Source organism: Streptomyces sp. VTCC 41912, assembly GCF_045799175.1.
GTDB classification, from domain to species: Bacteria; Actinomycetota; Actinomycetes; order Streptomycetales; family Streptomycetaceae; genus Streptomyces; species Streptomyces albulus_C.
On sequence record NZ_JBJMAB010000054.1, the window covers coordinates 24,106 to 46,732 of the forward strand.

Genomic DNA, 22,627 nt, shown 5'->3' on the forward strand with positions numbered 1-22,627 from the left:
CTGACAGGTTGTTAGGTCGGGCTCGTGGGCGGCGCGGTTGGCCTGCGCCAGCGGGCGCTGGAGGGCGACTGCCTCCTCGATCGGACGGCTCGCCGAAGTCGCCGGCTTGGGCGACGAAGACCCGGCGGGAGCGGACCCGGGTCACCGCGGCCCCGATAAGTCGGTGGGCCGGGTGGTCGTCCGCTCGCTGTGGTTCCTGGCGGCCGGCTCGGTGCCGGTTCCCGAGCCGGCTGCCGCCGAACGTGCCCGCGGGCGGCAGCCATGAGCGGCGGCGGAGCAGACGCCGTTGCGGACTCATCCCCGCAGACGCGGGGAGCGGCGATGGTCCAGGGGCCGCGGTGGCGCTGGGGCGGGCTCATCCCCGCGGGTGCGGGGAGCGGATGACACGAGCCGGGGAACAGGCCGGCAAGGCAGGCTCATCCCCGCGGGCGCGTGGAGCGGGCCGAGCCGGGAAGCAGCGCGCGGGCGAAGGCGGGCTCATCCCCGCAGGCGCGGGGAGCGGATCTCCGGCATCGACACGGACGGCTACGAGTCGGGCTCATCCCCGCAGGCGCGGGGAGCGGCGGATCGCCGAACTGCTCGAAGAGATCGCCGCGGGCTCATCCCCGCGGGCGCGGGGAGCGGGTGCACACCCGGTCGCTGGACGACGGATCGCCACGGCCTCCCTCAGTTCCCTTGCGGGGAGCGGGAGGGCTCATCCCCGCAGGCGCGGGGAGCGGTGGCGAAAAGGGCGATTCGTGGCGTGCCGTTCGGGCTCATCCCCGCAGGCGCGGAGAGCGGACTGACTAGGCGCGCCACGGGGCGTTCGCCGAGGGCTCATCCCCGCAGGCGCAGGGAGCGGTGAGTGGGGAGCCCTTCTGTCCGCAGGTGGCCGCATCCCCGCGGGCGCGGGGAGCGGCGATGGTCCAGGGGCCGCGGTGGCGCTGGGGCGGGCTCATCCCCGCGGGTGCGGGGAGCGGCACCGTGCGTACCACCGTCGGTTCCGCCGTGCGGGCTCATCCCCGCGGGTGCGGGGAGCGGGGCGCGCACGCCATGACCGCCGCCACGGTCCTGGGCTCATCCCCGCGGGTGCGGGGAGCGGCGTCCGATGGAACGGCCCACCCCGGCCGCCCGGGGCTCATCCCCGCGGGTGCGGGGAGCGGCTGTACGACGGCGCGGCCGGTGCCGATCTGGAGGGCTCATCCCCGCGGGTGCGGGGAGCGGCGCTCCCCCGGGGGGCCGGGCACCGGCACGTAGGGCTCATCCCCGCGGGTGCGGGGAGCGGGCCGCCCCCTCCGCAGGCCCGCGCCTGGTCGCGGGCTCATCCCCGCGGGTGCGGGGAGCGGGATATCGCCGAACTCGGAATCCCCCGCGTCCAGGGCTCATCCCCGCGGGTGCGGGGAGCGGGGCCTCGATGCGGCGGCGCCGGTGTGCGCCCCGGGCTCATCCCCGCGGGTGCGGGGAGCGGGTATGGGCATCTCCGGAACGTCGAGGGTCGCTGGGCTCATCCCCGCGGGTGCGGGGAGCGGGGAACAGCCGGCGCGGGCCGGCTGCTGGTGGCGGGCTCATCCCCGCGGGTGCGGGGAGCGGGTCGGCGATCTCCTCGTGTCGCGGCTGCTTTCGGGCTCATCCCCGCGGGTGCGGGGAGCGGGTCGAGGGCGGAAAGGCAATCCAGGCCGCCGAGGGCTCATCCCCGCGGGTGCGGGGAGCGGGCGTCCGGGCCCTTGCGAGTCGGCCGTGCGGTGGGCTCATCCCCGCGGGTGCGGGGAGCGGGATGCGCAGGGGGCCGGCACCGGGCCGCCGCCGGGCTCATCCCCGCGGGTGCGGGGAGCGGACTCCGTGAGCTGTACTTTTATCAAGGGACGACGCTTGTTTCAGCAAGGACGAGAGAAAAGGACACACGGGACAAACAGGAACCCGTTCGGTCAGAGACACCTCCACGCCACAGGCTATGCCCTCACACCCAGGCCCTCGGGTGAAACCGCCAAGGCCCCAAAGACACCCCATGCGAGACCCAGCTGCCGTTCAACGTGCGACTGCCTGATCACCCCAAGGCGCGGCAACTGGTGTGCGGGAGGCTCCAGGCCCGCACGTCACCGTGCTGGTCTCGACGAGCCCGGCTGGGCGTTGTCCTGACAGCGACGGCCGGGGTAGCGCGCCAGCTGGGGTGCCGCCAGCCTCTTCTCGGAGACCGTGGTCATGATGTTGCGGGACGGGATTCGGGCCGGAGGCGAACTGACGCCGCGCATCCCTGCCGACGAACCACGTGTGCGGGGACGACTCGGCGCCGGTAGGCGGAACACAGGGTGCACCGCAGCCCGACTTCCCTGCAATCTGTCGGGACCGTCGAGCAGTCTTGCGGTCGTGGGGCCGTGTGGACGTGGGGGCGGGATATCTTCCCTCTGTACTTGGGGTGATCTGCCCCTGGCGTTGCTCATGGGAGGAGGCCGATGTCAGACCAGCCGCCGCAGGATCTGCCGCCGGAAGAGGGCCGCAGCATCACCGCTCATGTCACCGCCACTGGACAAACAGCCGATTACATCCGCGAGCTGGCGGCTCTTACGGGGCGAACGCCCGAGGCGGTCGCGGTTCAGTGGGCTGCTGGGCAGGTAGCGGTCCCGGGCACTTCGCTTGCGGATGATCCGGATGTTCCGGATTGGCCTGCGTTGTTCGATGGGCCGGCCGACCTGTCCGAGCGTGTTCACGAGTACCTGCAGGGGATGGGCCAGTGACCGTGGCGCCCGCCTTCGCCGTCGCGGACACGTCGGTGCTGCTGGCCGTGTTCAATCCGAAAGATCGCAATCACCATGTCGCACGAGAAGTGCTGGGGCGATCGTGGAGGTGTGCCGCAGCCGGGCGTGGACGCTCGCGTGCTGCCAGGCCCTGCGGTGCTGCCGCTCGCGCAGCAGGTCCGCGAGGTACGAGGAAGGGGCGGACAGCACGGCGTCCCCGGCCGCCCCGGTGAAGTGCACCCCCGGTGCCGGGGTCTTCTCCGCGACCGTGTCGAGGACGGTCCGCTTGATGGAGGCCGTGACTGCGTAAACGTTCGGGCCGTCCGTCACCGGAAGGTGACCAAGATTGTCGAGGCCCGCGTAGTAGACGGTGCCGGGGTCGCCGGGGACCGTATGGTGCGCGAGATGGGGCACCGCGGCCGCGGTGCGCTGTGCGAACGCGAGGTCGTCGTCACGCAGGCGTTCGTCGGCGAACGTCACCGCGGCCACCCGGCCGCGCTGGGCAGCCAGGCACGCGAGCGTGGTGGAGTCCAGCCCCGCCAGGTCCGCGCTCACCGGCCGGCCGTCGCCCCTCGCGGCGACCGCCTCGGCGAGCGCGGCCCGCACCACCGGCGCCGCCTGGCGCAGCTCGACCGGCGCATACGCGGCCGGCTCATACCGCTCGACCGTGGCGCCGTCCGGGCCGATCAGCAGTAGGTGCCCGCCCGGCACCCGCCGCACCGTACGGAACAGACTGCGGCTGGCCAACGCGTCAGGCTGACCGAAGGCCAGATGCGCGGCGAGCGCGGTCACGTCCACCGGGGCTCCGTCCAGTGCCGCCAGCGCGGACGCCGCCGTCGACCACCAGGTCCCGGCCACGTCGGTGCGGTAGTGGACCGGGTGCTGCCCGGCCAGGTCCCCGATCACAGCCAGAGTCTGGCCGCTGCGGGCAATGACGAGGTACGAGCCGGGCCAGCGGGTCAACGCCCGCCACTTGCCTGCCCGCACCACCGCCAGCGCGTCCTGAAGCTGGTGGTCATCCGCGCCGCACTCGCCGACTACCGCCAGGACGGCGGCGCCCTCTCCGACGGCCCGGACCCGGGCCGTCGGCCACCCTGCCGTCCATGTCGCTTCCAGGCCGGGCACCGCCCGGCCTCCGGCGGGCTGCCGGTCGTGTCCGGTGCCGCCGTACCATCCCGCGCTCCACCTCACAGGTGCCTCTCCCTCGTCCGTGAGCGTACGTGTGCGACAAAGGCGAAGGCGCCGGGCCGCCCGCTCCGTGCCCCAGCACGAGAACGAAGGTGGCCCGGCGCCTCCTGAGCCGGGGCTGGCCGTGGCGCTGAATTCCCTGCCCGGCCCCGGCAGTCCGCGGATTTACGCGTTCTTGTACTGGGTGTCGTCAGCAGTGTCGAAGTTGTTGGTGCCCAGCGTCACCTCGACGACGGCGCCGGCATCCAGCACGACGGGCGCCTGGTAGACCGGGGTGGTGTTCTCGTTCATGAGATCCGTCCCTTCGCTCGTTGCCCGGCTCGCCTGCCGGGCTATGACGTTCAGTCAACGCGCAGACGCACACGGTGGACAGCTGCCACAATGTCTGCCAGCTGTAGGCCAGTTGTGAACCAGCACAACGGACGATCGGCCGGACATGACTATCGGGGAGCGCATCCGCGCGGCACGCGAAGCGAAGCGCCCCAGGTGCAGCCAGCAGAGGCTCGCTGACGAGCTCTCCGTGGCGCGCTGGGGCAAACCAGGGTTTCTCGACCGTCAACAGGTGTACCGGTGGGAGACCGGACGGCGGGTGCCGGAGGTGTGGCTTTCATTCATCGAACAGGTACTGCACCTCGATCTGTCCGGGGACAATGAGGCCCAGTTCGCCGATACCGTGACCTCAGTCATGCTCGTGGGAGGCGCAGACGTGGACCGACGGCAGTTCTTCGCGGCATCCGCTGCCGTTGGCCTGGCCGCCCTTGACCTCCCCGACGCGGAGGCCGTCACCCGCCGCGCCAACCGGCACGGGCCCGTGGCCGTGGGCATGGGCGAGGTGGCCGCGGTCCGCACGATGACCACGACCCTGGGAGACGCCGCGTCCGAGCTCGGCGGCGGCCACGCCCGGCACCTGGCGGTGCGCTACCTGACCGTCGACGTCAAACGCTGGCTGGACGGCCGCTACACCGAGAAGACCGGTCGCGAGCTGTTCGCCGCCACCAGCGAGCTGGGGCACCTGATCGGCTGGATGGCCCGCGACGAGGGCAACCAGGGGCTGAGCCAGCAGTACAACGTGCACAGCTTCCGCCTCGCCGCCGAGGCCGGCGAGAACGAGCTGGCCGCGACCGCCCTGCGGGGCATGGCGGACCAGGCCATCGACCTCGGTCACGTGGCCACGGCCGTACGGCTCGCCGAAGCGTGCGAGCAACGCGGCCGGAAGCTGAGCAACCCCAAGGCACTGGCGTACTACCGCAACACCCTCGCCCGCGCGACGGCCGCGGACGGCGACCGCACGACCGCCGCGCGGATGCTGACCTCCTCGCAGGCCGCGATCGAGCACGCCCCGGCAAGGCCCGGCCAGTCGTGGGCGAGCCACTACAGCCACGGCCGATGGGCCCATGAGTCCGGGATGATCCACGCCAAGCTGGGCGACTACGCCGCCGCGGAAGAGTTGTTGCACCTGGCCATGGAGATCCACGGTCTCGACCGGAAGCGGACCCGGGCGATCGTGCTCGCCGACCTCGGCCAGGTCCAGCTCAAGCGAGGCGACACCGAGACGGCCCTGGCCACCTGGAACGACTTCCTCACCTGCGCGGACGGCGTGCAGTCCGTCCGCATCAACGACGGCCTGACCAACATCGCCGCCCGCCTTCCAGGTATCCCCGACAGCCCAGCCGCCCAGCAACTGGGCGAGCGGATCGCCGCCCGTGCGTGAGGCGCCCGCGACCGCGGCCAGCGCCCCGGCGACGAGGAGGAGAGCCTGGGCAGTACGCCTCTGCCGGCCCGCTTGATCGTTGACCGGGGTGAGGTGCCGGGTTGGGGAGGGCTTGGCCGAAGCTGAGGAGGGGACGCTGTGGCGCGTTCGTTAGGTGTATCGCTGGCCGAGGCGTATCCGCAGGTCGCCGCAACGTGGTTGCAGGAGCGCATCGCCAACCGCACTCCACTGCCCAAGTGGAAGAACGGCGACGTCGCCGCCTGCCGCGAGTGCGTCGGATACCGCGTCAGCTACACCTACCCCGTGTGCAGGCACACCGCGATGGTCACTCCTGGGACTGCCAGAACCAGTGGTGGCGGGAGAACGAGCCGCGGCTCAAGGCGGAGTTGTCGACCGCGGCGAAGGCCGCCGCCGGCAGGGCGGGCAAACTCCTCGATGACGTCCCGCTGCCGGACGGCACCCCGGCGGCGCTGGCGACGGAGTGGCGGTGGTGGGCGTCCAAGCACCTCCAGGGCGCCATCGCCGCCGAGGAGGTCATGGGCAAGGAGGGCGCACGCGAGGAGATGCTGGCCCGGGTGACCGCCATGGGCGCGCGGCTGCTGCCGTCGAAGGAGGACGCCGGACGGGCCGCGGCCGCCGACGGGTGATGCGGCTTCTCGGCCAGGTGCACTGGGCGGAGGGCTGGCCCCACGTACGGACCGGACGCGGCCTGCATCCGGTGCCGGAGGAGGACCTCCAGGGCATGGCCATCATGCTCGAGGACATCCTTGCCGGCTGGTCGCAGGGCGCCGCCGCGGCCGTCGCGCAGAACCGAGCGAACGGCCATCGCCCGCCCACCAACGCCGAGATCACCCGAAGCCTGACCCAGGCGGTGACCTCCTTCCGCAACGAGAACGTGATCGGTCCGATCGCGAAGTACGCCCGCGTCTACCGCGAACTGCGCCTGCCGGTGGTCCCGGACGGCAAGGGCCGGTTCGGTCGGCTGGACGTGGTGATCTGGCTGCCTGGCGTGCCCGACCTCGTGGTGAAGATCGATTCCCGCCCCAACGCCGCGTCTGCACAGAAGCTGGCCTTCGCCCGCGACGCCGGCGCCTATCCGTTGTGGGTGCGCTTCGGCACCGGCGGCATCGAGAAGATCGACGGCGTGGTGGTCCTCGACATCCGGGAAGCCGTCCAAGGCATCCTCGACGCGGGCGCACCTGAGTGATGCTCGTATAGCTGCGGCGAAGTGTCGTGTAGCTCAGCGTGACGATCGTTGGACGTCGTCCCCCGACGCGCCGACCCGCGGCACGAAGCTGCGCTGGAGCGCGCCGAAGCTGATCGCGTCGGCCAACGAGACGGTGCCGGAGACGAACGTCCGCGCCCTCGACATCACCGATCAGCAGCGACACGCTGCTGCTGCCCACAACAGCTGCCGCATCTGGCGCATCGGGCCTTGTGCTGGCTGCTCAACTCCAATCCACCGCTACGGCCCGAACTCAGCGCACGCCTGTGCCACCTGCCGGCAGACAGCAGCCAGATGACGACAACCTCTGATCTGGGCCGAGGGGCTCCACCCACATCCCGGCCAATGCGCGGGGAGCAGGAGGGCATCCCGAAGCACGAAGCAGCAGGTGTGGGCCCATCCCCGCAGGCGCGGGGAGCGGTTCGCCAAGCTCGCGGCCGCTGCTGTGCCGTTGGGCTTATCCCCGCGGGCGCGGGGAGCGGACCCGCTCGACGAGGGCGACCTCCTGGCCCTCGGGCTCATCCCCGCGGGCGCGGGGAGCGGAAGAGATCTGGGAGGCTCAGGATGATCGATGTGGGCTCATCCCCGCGGGCGCGGGGAGCGGCGTGCCGTCGACCTCTAGGAGGAGCCGGGCCCGGGCTCATCCCCGCGGGCGCGGGGAGCGGCGGAGCGGCGGTGCCGGGGGCAACGAGGAGTTGGGCTCATCCCCGCGGGCGCGGGGAGCGGGAACTCCTCCATCCGGTTCCAGGTGGCGAGGAGGGCTCATCCCCGCGGGCGCGGGGAGCGGGCTGGCATCTCCCCGCGGGTCTTCTACGACTGGGGCTCATCCCCGCGGGCGCGGGGAGCGGCGATCGGCCGCGCACGGGATCATGCCGGTGCTGGGCTCATCCCCGCGGGCGCGGGGAGCGGATGGCGATCACCGCCGCCGCCGAGGGCGTGGCGGGCTCATCCCCGCGGGCGCGGGGAGCGGCATGCTGGTCCCGTGGACTCGACGCATGCCACGGGCTCATCCCCGCGGGCGCGGGGAGCGGCTTGGCGGTCTTGAGGGCGTCGGTGATGGCGGCGGGCTCATCCCCGCGGGCGCGGGGAGCGGCAGTCACGATGCGAAACTAGCAACTCATTGCAGGGCTCATCCCCGCGGGCGCGGGGAGCGGCGGGCGCCGCCGACGGCACCGAGCCAGGCCGCGGGCTCATCCCCGCGGGCGCGGGGAGCGGCACCGTGCGTGCCTCCGCAGGTTCCACCGCGAGGGCTCATCCCCGCGGGCGCGGGGAGCGGGATGTGCTGGTGTGGTTCTCCGACCCGAAGGCGGGCTCATCCCCGCGGGCGCGGGGAGCGGATCATCGGCGCCGGGGCCGTTTCGTCTGGCCAGGGCTCATCCCCGCGGGCGCGGGGAGCGGAGGTCGGCTTCCATGCGGGAGGGGCCGGTGCCGGGCTCATCCCCGCGGGCGCGGGGAGCGGCCAACGACACCAAGCTCCCGGCCCGCTCCGACGGGCTCATCCCCGCGGGCGCGGGGAGCGGTCTTCGTGAGCTGTACTTTTATCAAGGGACGACGCTTGTTTCAGCAAGGATGAGAGAAAAGGGCATACGGGACAAACAGGAACCCGTTCGGTCAGACATACCTCCACGCCACAGGCTATGCCCTCACGCCCAGACCCCTCGGGTGAAACCGTCAAGGCCCCAAAGACACCCCTGACGAGGCCCGGCTCCCCGTTCTACAGTGCCGAGCAGTCGGTACGGGCACCCCGTGCAGACATGCTCGGATGGCCGACCCGTTGACGGCAAAGCTACGGCGCCCGGTTTCCGAAACGTCGGCGTTTGGACGCCTTGCTCCAGCCTGAGGAAGGTGATGGGCGAGATGGCTGGCTGGAAGGGCGGAAGATGAGGGTGAGGCCCTCATGGTCGACGGGATGCCATTTGTGGTCGTGGGTACGGAAGGCGTATCCCTGTTCGGAGTTGGTGGAGTAGGCGAGCAAGGCGCGGCCGTTGCCGGCGTACTGGCGAACCTCGTCCCACAGGGCTTCGCGAATGCGGGCGGACGGATTGCCCAGGAAAACACCCGGAGAGATTTCCAGGAGCCAGCGGGTGAGGAAGCCACGCAGACCGACAGGGCAGTGCGTGAGGACGATGACCGTCACCAGATGACGCCGTCCCGCGCCAGGGCATCCTGTGTGCCGACCTCCTGAGCCAGGGTGGCGTCCTGGCTGTCTCCGTGATCGCCATAGTTGCGGCCGGCGGCCACTTCGGTACCCCGGTCGGACAGAAGCGTGACGTGGTCACCTTCGTCCGGGAGAGCGACTCCTGGGGGCACGAGCAGTCCCTGGATGTCACGCACGCACCGGTCCAGCAACCCGGCACTGTTGATGCGGTCACGCAGCGCGCGTCGAGTTCGGGAACCGATGTCTTCCGTGCCCTCTGCGGCGACGTCGAAGGCGACGGGAATGCCGATGTCCGTCTTGTAGAGGTCGGCTACGTCCAGGACGAAGGACAGTTCGTGGCCCGAGTGGACGAAGCCGAGGCCTGGGCTGCAGCCCAACGCCGCAATCACGGTTTGGGCGATGCCGTACATGCACTGCGCGGCAGCGGTGATGGCCTGGTTCGGGGCGTCCCCGGAGTTGAAGTCGCCGGGGGTGAACCGGCGGCCGCGCCAGGTGACACCGGTGCGGGCTGCCTGCTCCGCGTAACACCGCTTGACCCGATCGCCCTCGCGGCCGAGGAGTTGGCGGCGGGTGCATCCGGCGGGATCCTCGTCGGGGAAGCGGAGCCGGTACATGGCCCTGGCGACGTCGAGCCGGGTCCGCTGGTTCGCCCAGGCCATGGCCTGGGCTTCCACGAGAGCGGAGGAGCGGCTCAGCGCCCGGCCACCGGCGTAGAAACGTACGCCGTTCTCGCCCACCCACACCACCACGGCGCCGCTCTCGCCGAGAACGGCCATGGCCTGGTGGGTGATCCGGGTGCCTGGTCCGAGGAGCAGTGTGCCGATCGTCGCCGACGGGATGTGACGTACTCCCTCCGCGTCCTCGGCGGTGATGGCGTTGGCGTCGCGGTGCACCACGCAGCGTTCGAGGTAGACGAAGGACAGACGGTCACCGACGCGGGTGAGTTGCCGTGGGCTGGAGGCGGGGCGCCTGCTGATCGTGGTCATCGGCTACTCCGCGGGGGCCAGGGTCATGAGCCCGCAGCCGTACGCCTTGGCCTTGCCGAGGCCGAAGGTGAGGGTGCGGCGGAACGCATCGGGATCGAGGACGCGCAGGCGCCCGTCGAAGGTGACGCGGGTCAGTGTCACCTTGTGCGCGCGGGCGTCCGACTCGTTCCTCTTGCGGAAGGCGAGGTCGCTGCGGTTGTGGACGACGACCTCGTGCCAGGCGCCCTCAAGGCCGTCCGGCCGGCGCTCTGGCTTTTCCACGACCTCGAAGCCGGCCTCACCCTGCCGCTTGAGCAGCCAGTCCAGTTGGTGGCGTGGGGTGGCGTGTGCGGTGCGCTTGGTGGGCTCGGTGTCGTTCCGCCGGATGCTGTGGACGGGGTTGGCGGTGAGCCGGAAGGCCCAGGTGTCGTCTGCGGCGAGGCGGGCGAGGAAGGGACCGTAGGGCTTGGTCTGCCAGCTGCCCGTTGTCGGCCAGCCGGCCTGTTCCACGAGGTGGGTGAGGTCAGGCCGGTCGGGGCTGACGATGTAGAGCAGCACTTCGCTGCGGGACTGTTGGTCCAGGCGCCACAGCACCCGGGGGCCGGCACCGTGGTGGTCGGGTTTCTGCGCGAAGGACGCCATGACTGCCGCGTGCATGCTCTGCGGCGAGGTGATCAGCCGACGGGCGCCCATGCGGGCGGTGTTGAGGCGGAATCGGGTCAGGAACATGGTCAGTCTTCCAGTAGCGCCATCGGGTCGTGTTTCGGCGGTGGGGAGGTCCGGCGGGCCGTGCCCAGTGGATTGGCGACGGTGACGGCGCTTGAGTGGACTTCGCGCAGTTTGTACCTGCGGTGACGTGGGTCGAAGCTGAGTGGCTGGTCCCGTAGTGCGTCGCCGGGGCCGTCGCCGTCGGCGAGGTCGGCGATCACTTCGAGTTCGATGTGTCGTTCGTGGGCACGGCGGCGCTGGAACCAGGCGGCGGCCTGCCAGGGCTCGGTCCGCAACGCCCGCCACAGGTCGCCGGGATGGACGCCGAGGTCGATCGGGCGGGACGGCGGGCAGGAGCGGCGCCCGAGGAACGGCAGGAACGTCGGGGTTCGCACCGCCGTGTACAGGGCGTCGATCAGGGATTCATCGCCTTCGACGGCTGCGACGAAGACGGCGTCGGAGAGGTAGAAGCGTTCGGAGACCGGCATGGACTTGTCGGTGTCGCCGTGGTGCGCGGTCTGGTAGTCGCGTAGCCGGGTGCCGGGCTGGTCGAGTCTGACGGCGAACGTGAGCGCGGCGAGGTCGGAGAGGTCGGCGCCGCGAGCACGGCCTTGAGCCGCGGCGAGCAGGCCGAGCACTCCGCTCTTGGTCGGTGCGCGTTCCGTCGTGCGTCGTGCGAAGCGTGACGATGCGCCCCAGGACTGCAGTGGGCCCGCGAGGCGCAGCGTCAGGACGCTGGTGTGTTCGCTCATGCGGAAGGGTCCTGGCCCTGGGGTGCTTGTGCCGCCAGGCGTTCGGATACCGCGTTGCTCACTTCGTCGAGGAGGCTGCTGATGGTGACTGCGGTGCCGAGTGCCGCCAGCGGCTCGGTTGCCGCGCCTGCCCTGAGTACCCAGCTCTTGTCGCCGGTGACCTCGTAGGCCTTCTCGATGTCGGAGACGTGCGCGAGCAACTGGGTGCATGCGCCACGCAGGTGACCGCCGGAGCCCTGAGGGGCAAGAACGGGCTCTTCGAAGGCGGAGACGAAGCTGATGGGCCTGGTCGAGCGGAGGCTGACGAGGACGGCTTCGGGAAGTGTGTGGTTTCCGAAGGTGTTGATCTTGCCGGTGGGCATGGAGGCCACGAAGCCGTGCAGGAAGGCCCGCACCGCCCGGCGTACCGGTTCGTCCAGCGGCTGGTCCGGGCGCCGGCCGACACCGAGGTTGTCGCGCAACCGGTCGACGTCGAGAGCGGCGTAGCGGTAGAGCGTCGCCGAGTTGAAGTCGACGGTGCCGATCATGCCGGCTCCGGCCTCCTCCGCTTTCTCGTTCTGGTCGTCGACTGCGGTGAAGTAGTCGGATTCGTTTTCGACTTGGTGGACGCTGATGGCGTGCGCGACCTGGGCTGCGGCGTCGACGTTGATGTCGGCGGAGTCGGCGACCATGCGTCCGAACAGTGCGATGTCCACCGAGTGCCGGGTGTCGGCGATCTCGCGGGCCTGGTTCTTGTTCTCCTTGACCTTCAGGTAGGCCTTGATGTCGTCGGCTCCCTGGACTGCGAGGCGAGCCAGGCCGTCGATCTGGCGGGCGCTGAGGAACATCAGGTACGAAGACTCCGGGGGCGGCTCCGGCTCACCCTTCTTCTTCGCGCTCTCGGCCTTCCGGCGCGGCACCTCGATCTTCGAACCTGTCGCGGCGTAGAGCGTCTCGGCGGCCAGCGCCATCGCCGCGGCGCCATTCAGCGACGGTTCCACGGCGGTGATCCTCTCGGCCACCAGCTCGGCCACCCGGCGGGTTCGCACGCCTAGTTCGTCCGGATCGAGAAGGTCCTGGAACGCTCGCCGGGTCGCCCTTTTCCATGCCTGGCTGGAGACGCGGGCACGGCGGACGCCGCCGTAGACCGCGGTCTTCGGAGTGCCGGTGTCGTCGCGGTTGAGGTTGCTGGGCGGCACGGTCTGCAGCACATGCACGTCGATGATGGTGCGGTTCACGGGGTGTCGTCCTCCGGGGTGGTCGTGTCGGGGTCCTGTGGGGCGTCGCTGCTGCCCGCCGCGTTCGGTCCGGCTGTCGCTTCGCCGTTGTCGGAGGCGGGTCGGGGGACGGCGAGGTAGGAGCGGCCCCAGGAGCGGCGCACTGCTTGGGGGCCGCCGGGGCGCTGCCACGTGTGGAGTTGGTCGGCCAGCAAGGCGTAGTCGAGCGGAATGGCTTCGCGGCGTAGCAGGAGAACGAGGTCGCGCAGTCGCCCGGCGAGCACCACGGGTGTGGCGGCCGTGCCCACTCGGACGAAGCGCTTGCGTGTCGGTTCGTCGATCTCGGGCCCGGGGGCCAGGCGGCGCACGGCGGTGCCGAGTTCGGGGCCGGGCCTGCGGTGCATGGGAGCGGCGTGATGGGACTGCTGATGGAGTGACCACAAGGTGACGGCAGCGTGTGCTGCCTCTTCGGCCTGCCGCATGGCGTCTTCGGTCAGCTCGCGGCGCTCGTACTGTTCGTATAGAGGTTCGGTGCCGATGAGGCCCCATAGGTCGGCGGTCTCGCCGGCGGGTCGGCCGATGCCGCGTCGCAGCCGGGCCAGTGTGCCGACGGCATCGCTGCGGTCGTCCAGGTAGCCGCGCTGCAGCCCCATGATGCGCTGATGGACGGCGGCGCCGACCGGGCCGAGGGCTGCCTGTCGCCTGCCGGAGGTAACAGGGGCGGGATGGTTGGTGGTCATTCCGGCGACTCCACGGGTGCAGGTTGGGTGGCCGGCGGGTCCGGCGGGCCGTCGTCATCGGTGGCCAGGAGTCCGTCGAGGCGTCTGCGGAAGCGGAGCTCTGCTGCGGCGTCGTTCAACCATCGGGATCCGCCCGGTGTCTCCACGATGCGTCCTTCCCAAGCGGACAGGCCGGCGTCGTCGAGCAGGCCGGTCCCCAGGGCGCCGACGATCCGGTGTACCTCCCGCTTCCAGCAGTCGCGGTGTTCTTCCGGGTCGGTGGCGGCGCCCAGGTCCCGCAGCCACCGGCGGTAATGGGTGTCGAGGGTGCCGAATCCCTGGTCGCGGGCGGCGTCCTTGTGCGGTTCGGGGTTGGCCCCGGATGCCAGAGCGAGATCGGTGGCGAGGTCAGCGAGCATGCCAACGGCCTTCTCCGCGTCGTTCAAGGCATCCACGGCCTTCTGCCCGTAACGCCGGTCCTCATGATGGAGCAGCACCACAGGCATCAGGACGCCGTCGTCGACCACTTCATCGACCACCGACTGCTGGGTGCCGTATCGCGCGCCGATGACGCGGGTGCGGATCAGGTGGCCGCGCGGAAAGAACCCCTCGGTGGCCAGCCGGGCGATCCACTCCACGATCCCCGGCCGCAGGCGCTGGGCGCCGTCTCGGCTCTGCTCTGTCGCTGTCTCCCGGCCGGTGAGAAGGCCCTCCACCCCTCGCCAGGCCATCCGTGAGGGATCGTGTTCTTGCGGCAGGTAGACGAGTGCTTTCTGCCGTTTCTTCTCCTGTGCCGGGCTGCGACGCCAACCTGTCATCGGCTCATACGACAGTTTGTTGTGTGGTTCGAGGCGGTCCCCGTACGCCAGCACGACGCCGTGGACTCCGTCGACGTCGTGGTGCAGCCGGATACGGCGTGACTGCCAGGTGTAGAGGTCTCGTAGCCCGTAGGGACGGTGCGCGAGGTCGTGGGCCTCGTCCGGTCCGCACGGGTCGGCCCGCCATGCCGGACGGTCGGCTTGGTCCGTGTGCAGCCCTGTGGAGTCCGCGGCCATCAAGTTGAGCAGCAGCGTCTCGTGGAGGTCGTCTCCCTCGGCGAGGACGCCGCCGAGGTTGCCCGCCCACGCGACGCCCTGGGGGTAGCCCTTGCCTGCCTTCACCCGGGGGTCGCCCACCGCACCGGACTTGATGCCCGAGGGGTCGAACGCCTGGGCGTGCACCAGCCATCGGGCTGCCTCGGCCCAGCCGAGCCGGTCGACCCCCGGCATGCGCATGCTGAAGAACGGTTCCCCGTTGGGGACATCGGCGACGATGCGGTTGAGGGAGAAAACCTCGTCCTTGGCTGTCCGCAATCCGGCGACTTGGAAGAACGGACGCTCGGGGTGCAGCAGGTCGAAGCGGTCGCGCTGCTGGTGCAGGTAGTCGGCGACACGATCGGCGTACGGCGTCTGGGACAGCCACAGTTCCTCCCACTCGTCGCTGTCGGCGGGCGCCGCGCTTTTCCCGGGCCCGCCGAGGGCGTCGTGGAGGATCGCCAGCAGCAGTCGGATGAGGGCGAAGTCCTGAGTCGGCAGATCTCCGACGAGCCTACGGATGGTGCGCGCCTGGTCGAACACCTCCGACAAGGACAGCTCGCGCTCGGTGCCATCGGCAAGCTGAACGGGCAACCAGGGCCGATGGGTCAGGTTGAAGGACAGCGCTGCGGGCATCGACGTCGCTTCCCTTCCTTGCTCAGTTCCTCGCGGGCCACCAACAGGCCCTCCTCGGGGTCGTAGGCCACGTTCCATCCCGCCAGCCGGGCCTGGCAGTCCTCGTCGAGCGCGAGGATCAGCTCTCCAGCGAGCCAGTGGCTCTCCTTCTCCTGCCAGGCGGGGACGTATAGCTCTTCCAGTTCGGTGAGGGCCTGGGCCTCCTGGTCAGGGAAGGAGAAGTGATAGGGCAGCCGCAAGCCGCTCGCAGCGGCGGCGCGCGCGGCGCGCGCGGACGGTACGGCGTCGGTGGGCAGTTCGAGTCCGCCGCGGCCCTTGTCCAACCAGGGCAGGGTGCACAGGGCGCCGTCGCCCCGGCGCATGACGACCAGGACCTCCAGGCTCTCCCGGCTGTCGCGGACCTGCGCTCGGCCGGCCCTGCTGTCATCCGCATCACCGACGCCCGCGCCGATCCAGCCGATGAGGGGCCGCCCCGCCTTTCGTACCTCGTCCAAGCGGAAGACCTCCGCCTTTTGCTGTTGCTTGGCACGGGCTTCGCGGTGCTGGGCCCGGGCAGGATCGGTGGTCTCCTGCCAGTGCGGCGGGCAGGGTTCGTCGGTGCCGTATGCCCGCTGGACGAGAGGGCTGATGTCCTCCGGCAGCCGCACCGGCCGTCCGCGCTGCCCGGGCATTCCAAGGTGTGGGGCGAGTACGGCTAGCGACCGAAGCAGTGGATACGCACCGTAGACCGTGCGTGAGCCTTTGACGGGCGTGGGCGCCGGTTCCGTCCGCCAGTCGACGCCGGTCACCAGGCAGCGCGGCTGCCGCAGGCGCGGAGGCCGTTGGCTCTGCAGCTCACCGCGAGGGTGGCGGTGCAGCCTTCCTATTCGCTGAAGCAGCAGGTCAACAGGGCACAGGTCGGTCACCAGCAGGTCGAAGTCCACGTCGAGTGACTGTTCTGCCACTTGGCTCGCGACGACGATGTGTGCCTTTTGTGGACGGAGCGGTGAGGTGCCGTTGTGGTCCGGTGGTCCGAACCGGGCCAGCAGCGAGGCGTCCTTGCGGGCCCGGTCTGCATCGATGAAGCGCGCGTGCGCGACAGTGACGTGCTCGGGACCGAACCTCTCTCTGAGTGCGGCAGCCGTGTCCGTCACCCGGTCGACCGTGTTGCGGACGACCAGAGCGCACCCGCCATCGGCCAGTTCCGCTGCCAGACGATCCGCCAGTGCGCTCTCGTCATCCGCCAGGCGCTCCAGCACCACGTCGTTCCGGCGCCCGGAGGCGGCGGGCGATGCTGTGGCCGGCTCCGCTCCGGGGGCGACAGCGGTCAGAAGCGGGTAGCCAGTGGCGTCGCCGAGCACCTCGGCACTCCCCCCGGCGTACGCCTCCGCCAACTCCCGCCGCCGACCAGCCGGAAGCGTCGCCGACAGCACCACAACGGGAACGCGATATGCCCCCAGCCACGACAGCACCCGGTCAAGATAGGTGTTCATGTAGGCGTCATAGGCATGGACTTCGTCGATGACCACTACCTTGCCCACCATCGCCAGGTGCCGAAGGGCCAGGTGCCTGCTCTTGAGACCGGTCATCAGCAACTGGTCGATCGTCCCGACCGCGAACGAGGCGAGCAGGCCCTTCTTCCGTCCCCGTAGCCACTGGTGCGCAACGAGGTCGGCGGACGCGGACTTCTCACCACCCTCGGGACGTTCGTCCTCGGCGTACGCGTCCACAGCAGCGACAGTGCGGTGGCTTTCGCGCATCAGGGCGGCGTAGTCCTCCTGGAGCGCTGCCTTCGCGTGTGCCAGCAGCACCGAACGCTCTTCCGGAGAGTCCCCTGCCGTCGCCGACGCGAAGGCCGGGAGGCGGTCGAGCCAGTCCACAAGCCGCGGGAACATGGCGTTGCTGGTCGCCATCGTCGGCAGAGCCAGGTAGCACCCGCCCGCACCTGAACGAGCCGCGAACACCTCCGCCGCCGCGAGGGCCGCCTCGGTCTTCCCCTCCCCCATGGGCGCCTCGATGATCAGCATCCCGGGCTGCTCCATGCCCCGGGCCATGGAGAGCGCCTGCTCCTGCACCGGCCGTACCACAGCACCGGGCGGCAGGGCGAAGCGCGCGGCGAACAGGTCCGCCGCCTGCTCGCATGGCTCGGCCGGCGACCATGGTGCGGGTAATCGAAGCCCTCGCCACGCCGCGGCCACCCGCTCGCTTTCGCTCCGGGGGCGCTCCTCGGGAAAGTACGGGAAGAGATCCGGATTGCTGGCGATCCAGTCGCACACGATGACAATCGCGCTCAGCAACACCTGCACCGGCTGGGGGAGTTTCACCCCTCGCCAGTGGGCAAGCCGGTCGTCCACCTCGAAGACGTCGGCAGAGGCATCCAGCAGTTCGTTCTGCACCCGCTGCCAGATCGCCTTTGCCGGCCCCGGCGTCCGCAACAGTTCGGGATGGGCGTCGAGGTTGTGGATCTGCATGTGGTCCGGTGGTACGCCGTGGTGTCCCCCTGCTATCACCGCGAACTGCGCGGAAGCCCTGCGGGTCCACCCCCGCCATTCTTCGAGCCACTCCTGCAGCAGCACCTGCCCGGCCAACCCATGCGGTGCCATCCGGCGATCGTCGCCGAATTGCCTACGCGTACGCATGCCGAGGCCGGCGGCGCTCATCACGTCAGCCAGATCATCCACCTGGCACGCGAACGCGGGCGTCGCCTTCCCGATGTCATGCGTCCCCGCCAGCCACACGCACAACCGCCGCCCATCGGCTTCCCTCTCGGGAAGCGGCTCCGCGATCAACTCCTTCACGTTGCGCGGCAGCCAGTGATCCCACAGCAGCCCGGCGACGGCAGCACTGTCCGCCATGTGCCGCCACAACGGCAGCCACTTCTCCGTCACCCGGTCATGCTTGGCCCACACGGTACGAACCGCGCCGACCAAACGGTCGCCGAGGTTTACGGGCGGGTTCCCTTCGTTATGCACGGCGGTTATTCAACAGGGACCTGAAGGTCGCTACACCCCAGACGACAAGTTCGATCAACGCTCATCATTCGTGATCAAAAAACGCCATACCGCCAAGGCGGTTTCACGATGGGCGGAGCGACACCCCGACGAGATGGCGACGGCAAGGACAAGCGATCAACCCTGGCACGAAGCGACCGAGGAGATTCCCGCCTGGTCCCGCCTCAGGCCGATACCCAGGAAGCCGTCCGAGCCCTCCCCACGTGCGTGGGGGTGATCCGCCATGAGCGACCAGACATGGGCGGACCTGGCCGTCTTCGTTACACAGGCGGGCGTGTTCCGTCGATGACGCCACTGCCGCCGCCCGGCAGGGCCTCTACAGGCCCTGCGGTGGCCATGCGACCGAAGGGAGCGCGGGGTGCGGCAGGAGTGGGAGCCCGAGGACCTGATCGAGGTCTGGACGGTGCTGGAGGAGGGCCAGGAGCGGATGCGTAGGCTCAGGGCCGTGGCTGATCAGATACAGAAGATCGTGACGGGACTGCCGGGCCTGAAGGACGTCACCGGCGTGTGGGCGTTGGCTGATGACCGGGTCGCGTGTGGGGATGCTGCCTTCGCCGCGGACCTTGGCATCGCTCTGGCCGGGACGTACGGCTCAGGGGAGCAGATGTGGCAGTACCGAAGTGTCTTCGAGCATCTGCTTCGGCTGTTGGCCACCACCGTCGGCCCGGAGAATGTCGCCCAGGCGCTGCGGATGGTCTCCTCGGCTGAGGTTGCCACCCGGAAGCTGGATCGTTACACGGCCTCGTTGCTGGCCTCCAGTCACGAGGCCAAGGACCTGGCGATGGCGTTCACCGGCAGGGCTTCGGAGGAACTTCGGGCCTGCCTGGTCCATGAACTGGTTCTCAGAGATGTGGTCGTCGAGGAGACGCCAGGCATCGCAGGTTGGGCGACGTCGCCGCATTGGGGTCATCACCCACTGGGCTGGCTGCCGCTGGCACTGGCCGAGATGGAGCGAAGCGCGGACCTGCCGAGCTACAGCATCCGTGGCAGCAGTCACTCGATGCCGTACGGCCCCTCGGAGAGCCGCGAACTGGCGGTGATCGCCGACGGGGATGTCCCATCGGCGGAGGAGACGACAACACGGGCCACTGCTGCAGCGATGGGCAAGGCCGTGGCGAACTGGGCCGAAGAGTCCAACGGGCGCATAGAGGCTCGGATGTTCGATCTAGCCGAACCCCTAGAGGCCCAGTCGGTCCCGAACGCGCTCCTGAAACTGGGGCTCGAGTGTCTGCGCGGGGTAGGGAACGGGACCGCTCTGTCGATCGCTGCCCATCCGCCCGCCCAGGCATGGCAAGTGCTCTTCGCTGCGGCGTCGACAGGTGGGGCATACAACTCCGGTTCCCATGGCGCCTACGGCCGTCTGGCTGCCTGGCAGTCGCTGGCCGCGCTGGCTGGAAGCCCCGACGGCGCCACCGCCGACGAAGTCGAAGCACGTGTGCGGGGTTGCGCCTGGCACGGTTTCGATGCCGACACGAAGTGGTTCGAGCAGGTGGCATGGGATATCGGTCTGGCCGCTCTTGCACCAGGTCGTCGCCGCTTGGCAGTGTTGGCCGCGACTGACACCGACTGACATCCCGTCTGTAGTTGAGCCGGCAGTCAACCTCACTCGGCGGCTGCCGGCCGAGGTTTGTCCTTCTGTTGGCCGGGAACGGCCACGGCCGGGGCGAGGCCGAGCCGGTTGCTCATGTCCAGCTCGAACCGGCCGTACGGCTACAAGCATCTGGCCTGCGCAAAGGCACATCCTTCGACGGTGAGGTCGGGAGCCGCCGCGTCCGGCCTGCGGGCGCAGGAAGCGATCGGCATGGCAGAAGCGGCCGCGTTCGCGCGCCGGGTCCGGCCCGCGGGTGCAGGGAGCGATCACTCAGTGTCTGCTCCGCGCGCATCGGTCCGTCTGGCCCGCGAGCGTGAGGACGATGGTCCAGCCTCCTGAAGCAGGCCCTGACCGAGGGCACGCTGATCGACACCCAAGGACGCACCAGATTGGTCTACGAGGTCGTCTTCAACGGCAAGAGCCAGCGAGTGGCCATTGACGTGAGCAGCAACGGATTCGTGATCGGAGCAAACCCCGCATGACCTTCGAAGAACTGCGCTACGTGCTCGTTCAGGCCCGCGGTGAGCAGTCCGCGCTGTACGAGACGCCGGAGCCCGGACCCCGCGAGGACTTCGGCGTCACCATCCGCAACATTCCGCTGAACGATGACCGGCTGCTCCTTCCCGCGGATCTCGCCGACGCGCTGCGCTCCTGGTCGCTGTCCCGCCCACCGGAGGACCGCGCCTCCCGCCCGGACCTGTGCAAGCATGCCAGCCAGGGCCTGGCGCTCACCCAGCGGCTGGCAAAACACCTCGGGCCGTCGTGGGCGGTGCGCTACTGGGACGAGCACCACAGAACGACGAAGTGGACATGCTGGGAATGTGACCGCTTGCACTGGGCTCGCGACAGCCACGACACTCCCCCGCCTCCGGTCCACCTCACGGTGGAGGGCGAGTACGGCTACGGTCCGCTGCGCTCGGAGGAATTCGGGGACTTCCTTCCCGACGATCCCTCCGCGGGGCTGACCCTGTCCGACGATCTTGTCGCCGCTCTGTACGCGTGGGCGAAGACCATCGACGCCACACTGAACCTGGACTTGCGGGACCGGGAGGACGGCAAGTACGACGCCGAGTGGGAGCGGCTGTTCCACGACGGCGCGGAGCTGGCACGACGCGTCGCCCACGAGGTCGGGCCTGCTCGGACGGTGACCTACAGAGGTCTCGCCAACGGTGGTCTGGCGGCGATCACGCGCATCACCTGGCAAGGGGACCAGCAGTTGTAACACTCGCACCCCATGCACCACTGGGCCCGCACTCACCCGAGTGCGGGCCCAGTGAGCTTGATAGGCGGTAGCTGTCCATCTGCTGATGATCCGGTCCGCACCGCATGCAGGGCAGAATCCCAACTGCGGCTGGCGGAGCACGGTTTCAACGATCCTCTTCATCATCGCCTGCCTCATGATCCTGCTGACGGCCGGCATGGTCGTCGTGGCACGCATGGACGCTTCCCAGTCAGCTGCGAATGTCGGAAGACCCATCTGTGAGGGCTGACCCTATGGCCTGTGTCGATGGATACGTCCCACTGCTTGGTCTGTTGACCGCGCTCGGCCGCGTAGAGCCGTGCGGGCGAAATCGGTGGACTCTCACCGACTTCGACGGGCTCACCCTTATGTCCAGGCCACGGGAAAACGCCGCGCAACCGTGGAGACAACCACCCAAGCAAAGGGAGATCCAGCGCCGCTAGGCCGAATCGCAGGGTCCACCATGGCCCGACTCCCCCGCAATCCGTTCCGACGGTTCGAACGGCCCTGCCGTCGTGGGGCCGTATGGCCGAGAGAGGGCGCTTCCACTCCCTGGCCGCTGGTCGATCACGGCGTCGACTCTTGGTGCACCGCCAGTGGGTCCTTGGTGAGGCGGGTCGGCTCGGCGAGCGCGGCCTCGTAGGCGGAGCGAGTGAAGGTGTACGGGCCCATGGGAAGCTCCCCCCATTCCTTGCGGAAGGGCTGGCGGAACGAGGACCAGGTGACGGTCTCCGGGCTGACGGTGATCACCGTCAGCAGTGGCCAGCACTCCCAGACGCCGCAGGGGCAGCCCAGGACCGGCGTGGCGCCAGCGGAGGAGCCGGCGGCGAACTCTGGAGCGGGGGCACCGAGGAAGTGGCGTCCGGGGTCGCCGATCTCCCGGTGCAGCAGGCCGTCGTACTGGTTGAGCAGGAAGCGTTCCCGATCACTTGGGCTCGTATCTGGGTGCTCTTGGCGCCAAAGATCGCGGGTGGCGTCGGCAGCATGGACGCGCAGGTCGGTGTTATCGATCCGGATGCCCCACACGGGGTCCGGCAGCCGTTCGCTCACGGGGTAGTTCAGGAACTCGATGCGCTGCACGGTCATCATTCTGATGATCCGCGAACGCTGGTCCGAATGCCTTTCGGCCCCTCCCCTCATGCCCAGCGGTACTTCGCCCCTCGCTGGGGCGCAGGCGCGGTCGGGGGGGGCCGTGGACTCCACAAGGCTCGGGCACGGCCGTTCGTCGGATTCCGTAAAACGCCTCCGCCGCCGACCCGTCCACGTGACCCTACTGAGGCTTGATATTGGGGTTGACGGCCCGTCTGGTGGTGCTATCCCACGGATATGGAGGAGATGGGGCTGACGTGTGAGGGGCGTCTGCAGCGGGAGAAGCTGCGGTTGCAGGCTGCCGAGTGGTTCGAAGAGGGCATCGCCCAGGCAGAGGTAGCCCGGCGGTTGGGGGCTTCCCGGCAGGCAGTGCATGCCTGGCAGAAGAGTGGAAGAACGGCGGGACGCAGGCATGACGTTCCTCAGGGCCGTCGGGCAGGCGCCCGCTGGTCTCCGAGGACGAATTCACACAGGTCGCAGAGGCGTTGAAGCAGGGACCTGCCGCACACGGCTTCACCGGAGGGGTGTGGACCTGGCCCGGATCCGCCGGGTGATCAAGGAGGCGACTGGTGCCGAGTACACCAGCCCGTCCGGGGTGTGGCGGCTGCTGAAGCGACACCGCTGGTCGCGGCAGATCCCCACGCGCCGGGCCTACGAACGCGACGAGAAGGCGGT

Annotated in this window: 20 protein-coding genes and 1 CRISPR repeat array; of the genes, 8 read left to right on the forward strand and 12 right to left on the reverse strand. The window is 69.9% G+C overall.

The window, feature by feature from the left end; genetic code table 11:
* Positions 1 to 2,429 precede the first annotated feature (2,429 nt).
* The gene (locus ACJ6WD_RS38090) at positions 2,430 to 2,711 is read left to right on the forward strand and encodes a hypothetical protein (protein ID WP_407617544.1); all 282 of its coding nucleotides are present in this window, start codon (positions 2,430 to 2,432) and stop codon (positions 2,709 to 2,711) included.
* A gap of 51 nt (positions 2,712 to 2,762) precedes the next feature.
* Here the strand turns inward: ACJ6WD_RS38090 and ACJ6WD_RS38095 are convergent, their stop codons facing one another.
* Together ACJ6WD_RS38095 and ACJ6WD_RS38100 are read right to left on the reverse strand one after the other, a co-directional pair.
* Entirely contained in the window at positions 2,763 to 3,902 is a 1,140-nt protein-coding gene (locus tag ACJ6WD_RS38095; protein ID WP_407617545.1) for an asparagine synthase-related protein, read from the reverse strand.
* Positions 3,903 to 4,064: 162 nt separating this feature from the next.
* Positions 4,065 to 4,190, reverse strand: coding sequence for a lasso RiPP family leader peptide-containing protein (locus ACJ6WD_RS38100; protein WP_407617546.1), 126 nt, complete (start codon positions 4,188 to 4,190; stop codon positions 4,065 to 4,067).
* A gap of 307 nt (positions 4,191 to 4,497) precedes the next feature.
* Between ACJ6WD_RS38100 and ACJ6WD_RS38105 the strand changes: the two genes are divergently transcribed.
* The 3 genes from ACJ6WD_RS38105 (at position 4,498) to ACJ6WD_RS38115 (ending at position 6,817) form a co-directional block, all read left to right on the forward strand.
* On the forward strand, positions 4,498 to 5,610 hold the full coding sequence (locus tag ACJ6WD_RS38105) for a tetratricopeptide repeat protein (protein WP_407617547.1): 1,113 nt from the start codon (positions 4,498 to 4,500) through the stop codon (positions 5,608 to 5,610).
* 305 nt (positions 5,611 to 5,915) lie between these two features.
* A complete protein-coding gene (locus tag ACJ6WD_RS38110) occupies positions 5,916 to 6,257 on the forward strand; it encodes a hypothetical protein (protein ID WP_407617548.1) in 342 nt (113 codons plus the stop codon).
* A gap of 71 nt (positions 6,258 to 6,328) precedes the next feature.
* A complete protein-coding gene (locus ACJ6WD_RS38115) occupies positions 6,329 to 6,817 on the forward strand; it encodes a hypothetical protein (RefSeq protein ID WP_407617549.1) in 489 nt (162 codons plus the stop codon).
* 33 nt (positions 6,818 to 6,850) lie between these two features.
* Here ACJ6WD_RS38115 and ACJ6WD_RS38120 read toward each other — a convergent pair whose 3' ends face one another.
* The 9 genes from ACJ6WD_RS38120 to cas3 form a co-directional block, all read right to left on the reverse strand.
* Entirely contained in the window at positions 6,851 to 6,982 is a 132-nt protein-coding gene (locus ACJ6WD_RS38120) for a hypothetical protein (RefSeq protein WP_407617550.1), read from the reverse strand.
* 245 nt (positions 6,983 to 7,227) lie between these two features.
* Positions 7,228 to 8,355: direct repeats of the CRISPR family, unit length 29 nt; unit sequence GGGCTCATCCCCGCGGGCGCGGGGAGCGG.
* A gap of 266 nt (positions 8,356 to 8,621) precedes the next feature.
* The gene (gene cas2e / locus ACJ6WD_RS38125; protein ID WP_376557564.1) at positions 8,622 to 8,972 is read right to left on the reverse strand and encodes a type I-E CRISPR-associated endoribonuclease Cas2e; all 351 of its coding nucleotides are present in this window, start codon (positions 8,970 to 8,972) and stop codon (positions 8,622 to 8,624) included.
* The gene (gene cas1e / locus ACJ6WD_RS38130; protein WP_376557562.1) at positions 8,969 to 9,979 is read right to left on the reverse strand and encodes a type I-E CRISPR-associated endonuclease Cas1e; all 1,011 of its coding nucleotides are present in this window, start codon (positions 9,977 to 9,979) and stop codon (positions 8,969 to 8,971) included. The genes cas2e and cas1e overlap by 4 nt, the downstream gene beginning before the upstream one ends.
* A gap of 3 nt (positions 9,980 to 9,982) precedes the next feature.
* Entirely contained in the window at positions 9,983 to 10,687 is a 705-nt protein-coding gene (gene cas6e, locus ACJ6WD_RS38135; RefSeq protein WP_376557560.1) for a type I-E CRISPR-associated protein Cas6/Cse3/CasE, read from the reverse strand.
* A 2-nt stretch (positions 10,688 to 10,689) separates the two neighbouring features.
* Positions 10,690 to 11,418 carry a type I-E CRISPR-associated protein Cas5/CasD gene (cas5e, locus tag ACJ6WD_RS38140; protein WP_376557558.1) on the reverse strand — a complete coding sequence of 243 codons (729 nt, stop codon included), beginning with the start codon at positions 11,416 to 11,418 and terminating at the stop codon, positions 10,690 to 10,692.
* Positions 11,415 to 12,635 (reverse strand): type I-E CRISPR-associated protein Cas7/Cse4/CasC, encoded by a 1,221-nt coding sequence (cas7e, locus tag ACJ6WD_RS38145; RefSeq protein ID WP_407617551.1) that lies wholly within the window; start codon positions 12,633 to 12,635, stop codon positions 11,415 to 11,417. Before cas7e ends, cas5e begins: the two co-directional genes overlap by 4 nt.
* Positions 12,632 to 13,354 (reverse strand): type I-E CRISPR-associated protein Cse2/CasB, encoded by a 723-nt coding sequence (gene casB, locus ACJ6WD_RS38150; RefSeq protein ID WP_376557554.1) that lies wholly within the window; start codon positions 13,352 to 13,354, stop codon positions 12,632 to 12,634. Before casB ends, cas7e begins: the two co-directional genes overlap by 4 nt.
* On the reverse strand, positions 13,351 to 15,042 hold the full coding sequence (gene casA, locus ACJ6WD_RS38155; protein ID WP_407617552.1) for a type I-E CRISPR-associated protein Cse1/CasA: 1,692 nt from the start codon (positions 15,040 to 15,042) through the stop codon (positions 13,351 to 13,353). The genes casB and casA overlap by 4 nt, the downstream gene beginning before the upstream one ends.
* On the reverse strand, positions 15,015 to 17,876 hold the full coding sequence (cas3, locus tag ACJ6WD_RS38160; protein WP_407617558.1) for a CRISPR-associated helicase Cas3': 2,862 nt from the start codon (positions 17,874 to 17,876) through the stop codon (positions 15,015 to 15,017). Before cas3 ends, casA begins: the two co-directional genes overlap by 28 nt.
* 514 nt (positions 17,877 to 18,390) lie before the next feature.
* Here cas3 and ACJ6WD_RS38165 point away from each other — a divergent pair.
* Entirely contained in the window at positions 18,391 to 19,602 is a 1,212-nt protein-coding gene (locus tag ACJ6WD_RS38165; protein ID WP_407617553.1) for a DUF6183 family protein, read from the forward strand.
* Between the two features lie 499 nt (positions 19,603 to 20,101).
* Positions 20,102 to 20,845, forward strand: coding sequence for a hypothetical protein (locus tag ACJ6WD_RS38170; RefSeq protein WP_407617554.1), 744 nt, complete (start codon positions 20,102 to 20,104; stop codon positions 20,843 to 20,845).
* 585 nt (positions 20,846 to 21,430) lie between these two features.
* Here ACJ6WD_RS38170 and ACJ6WD_RS38175 read toward each other — a convergent pair.
* Positions 21,431 to 21,949, reverse strand: a complete 519-nt coding sequence (locus ACJ6WD_RS38175; RefSeq protein WP_407617555.1) for a hypothetical protein — start codon at positions 21,947 to 21,949, stop codon at positions 21,431 to 21,433.
* A gap of 249 nt (positions 21,950 to 22,198) precedes the next feature.
* Between ACJ6WD_RS38175 and ACJ6WD_RS38180 the strand changes: the two genes are divergently transcribed.
* Both ACJ6WD_RS38180 and ACJ6WD_RS38185 read left to right on the forward strand, forming a co-directional pair.
* Positions 22,199 to 22,441: a helix-turn-helix domain-containing protein gene (locus tag ACJ6WD_RS38180; protein WP_407617559.1), complete on the forward strand. Its 243-nt coding sequence runs from the start codon at positions 22,199 to 22,201 to the stop codon at positions 22,439 to 22,441.
* Positions 22,365 to 22,627, forward strand: a 263-nt coding sequence (locus ACJ6WD_RS38185; protein WP_407617556.1) for a winged helix-turn-helix domain-containing protein, incomplete at its 3' end; no start/stop codon positions are given. The genes ACJ6WD_RS38180 and ACJ6WD_RS38185, both read left to right, overlap by 77 nt.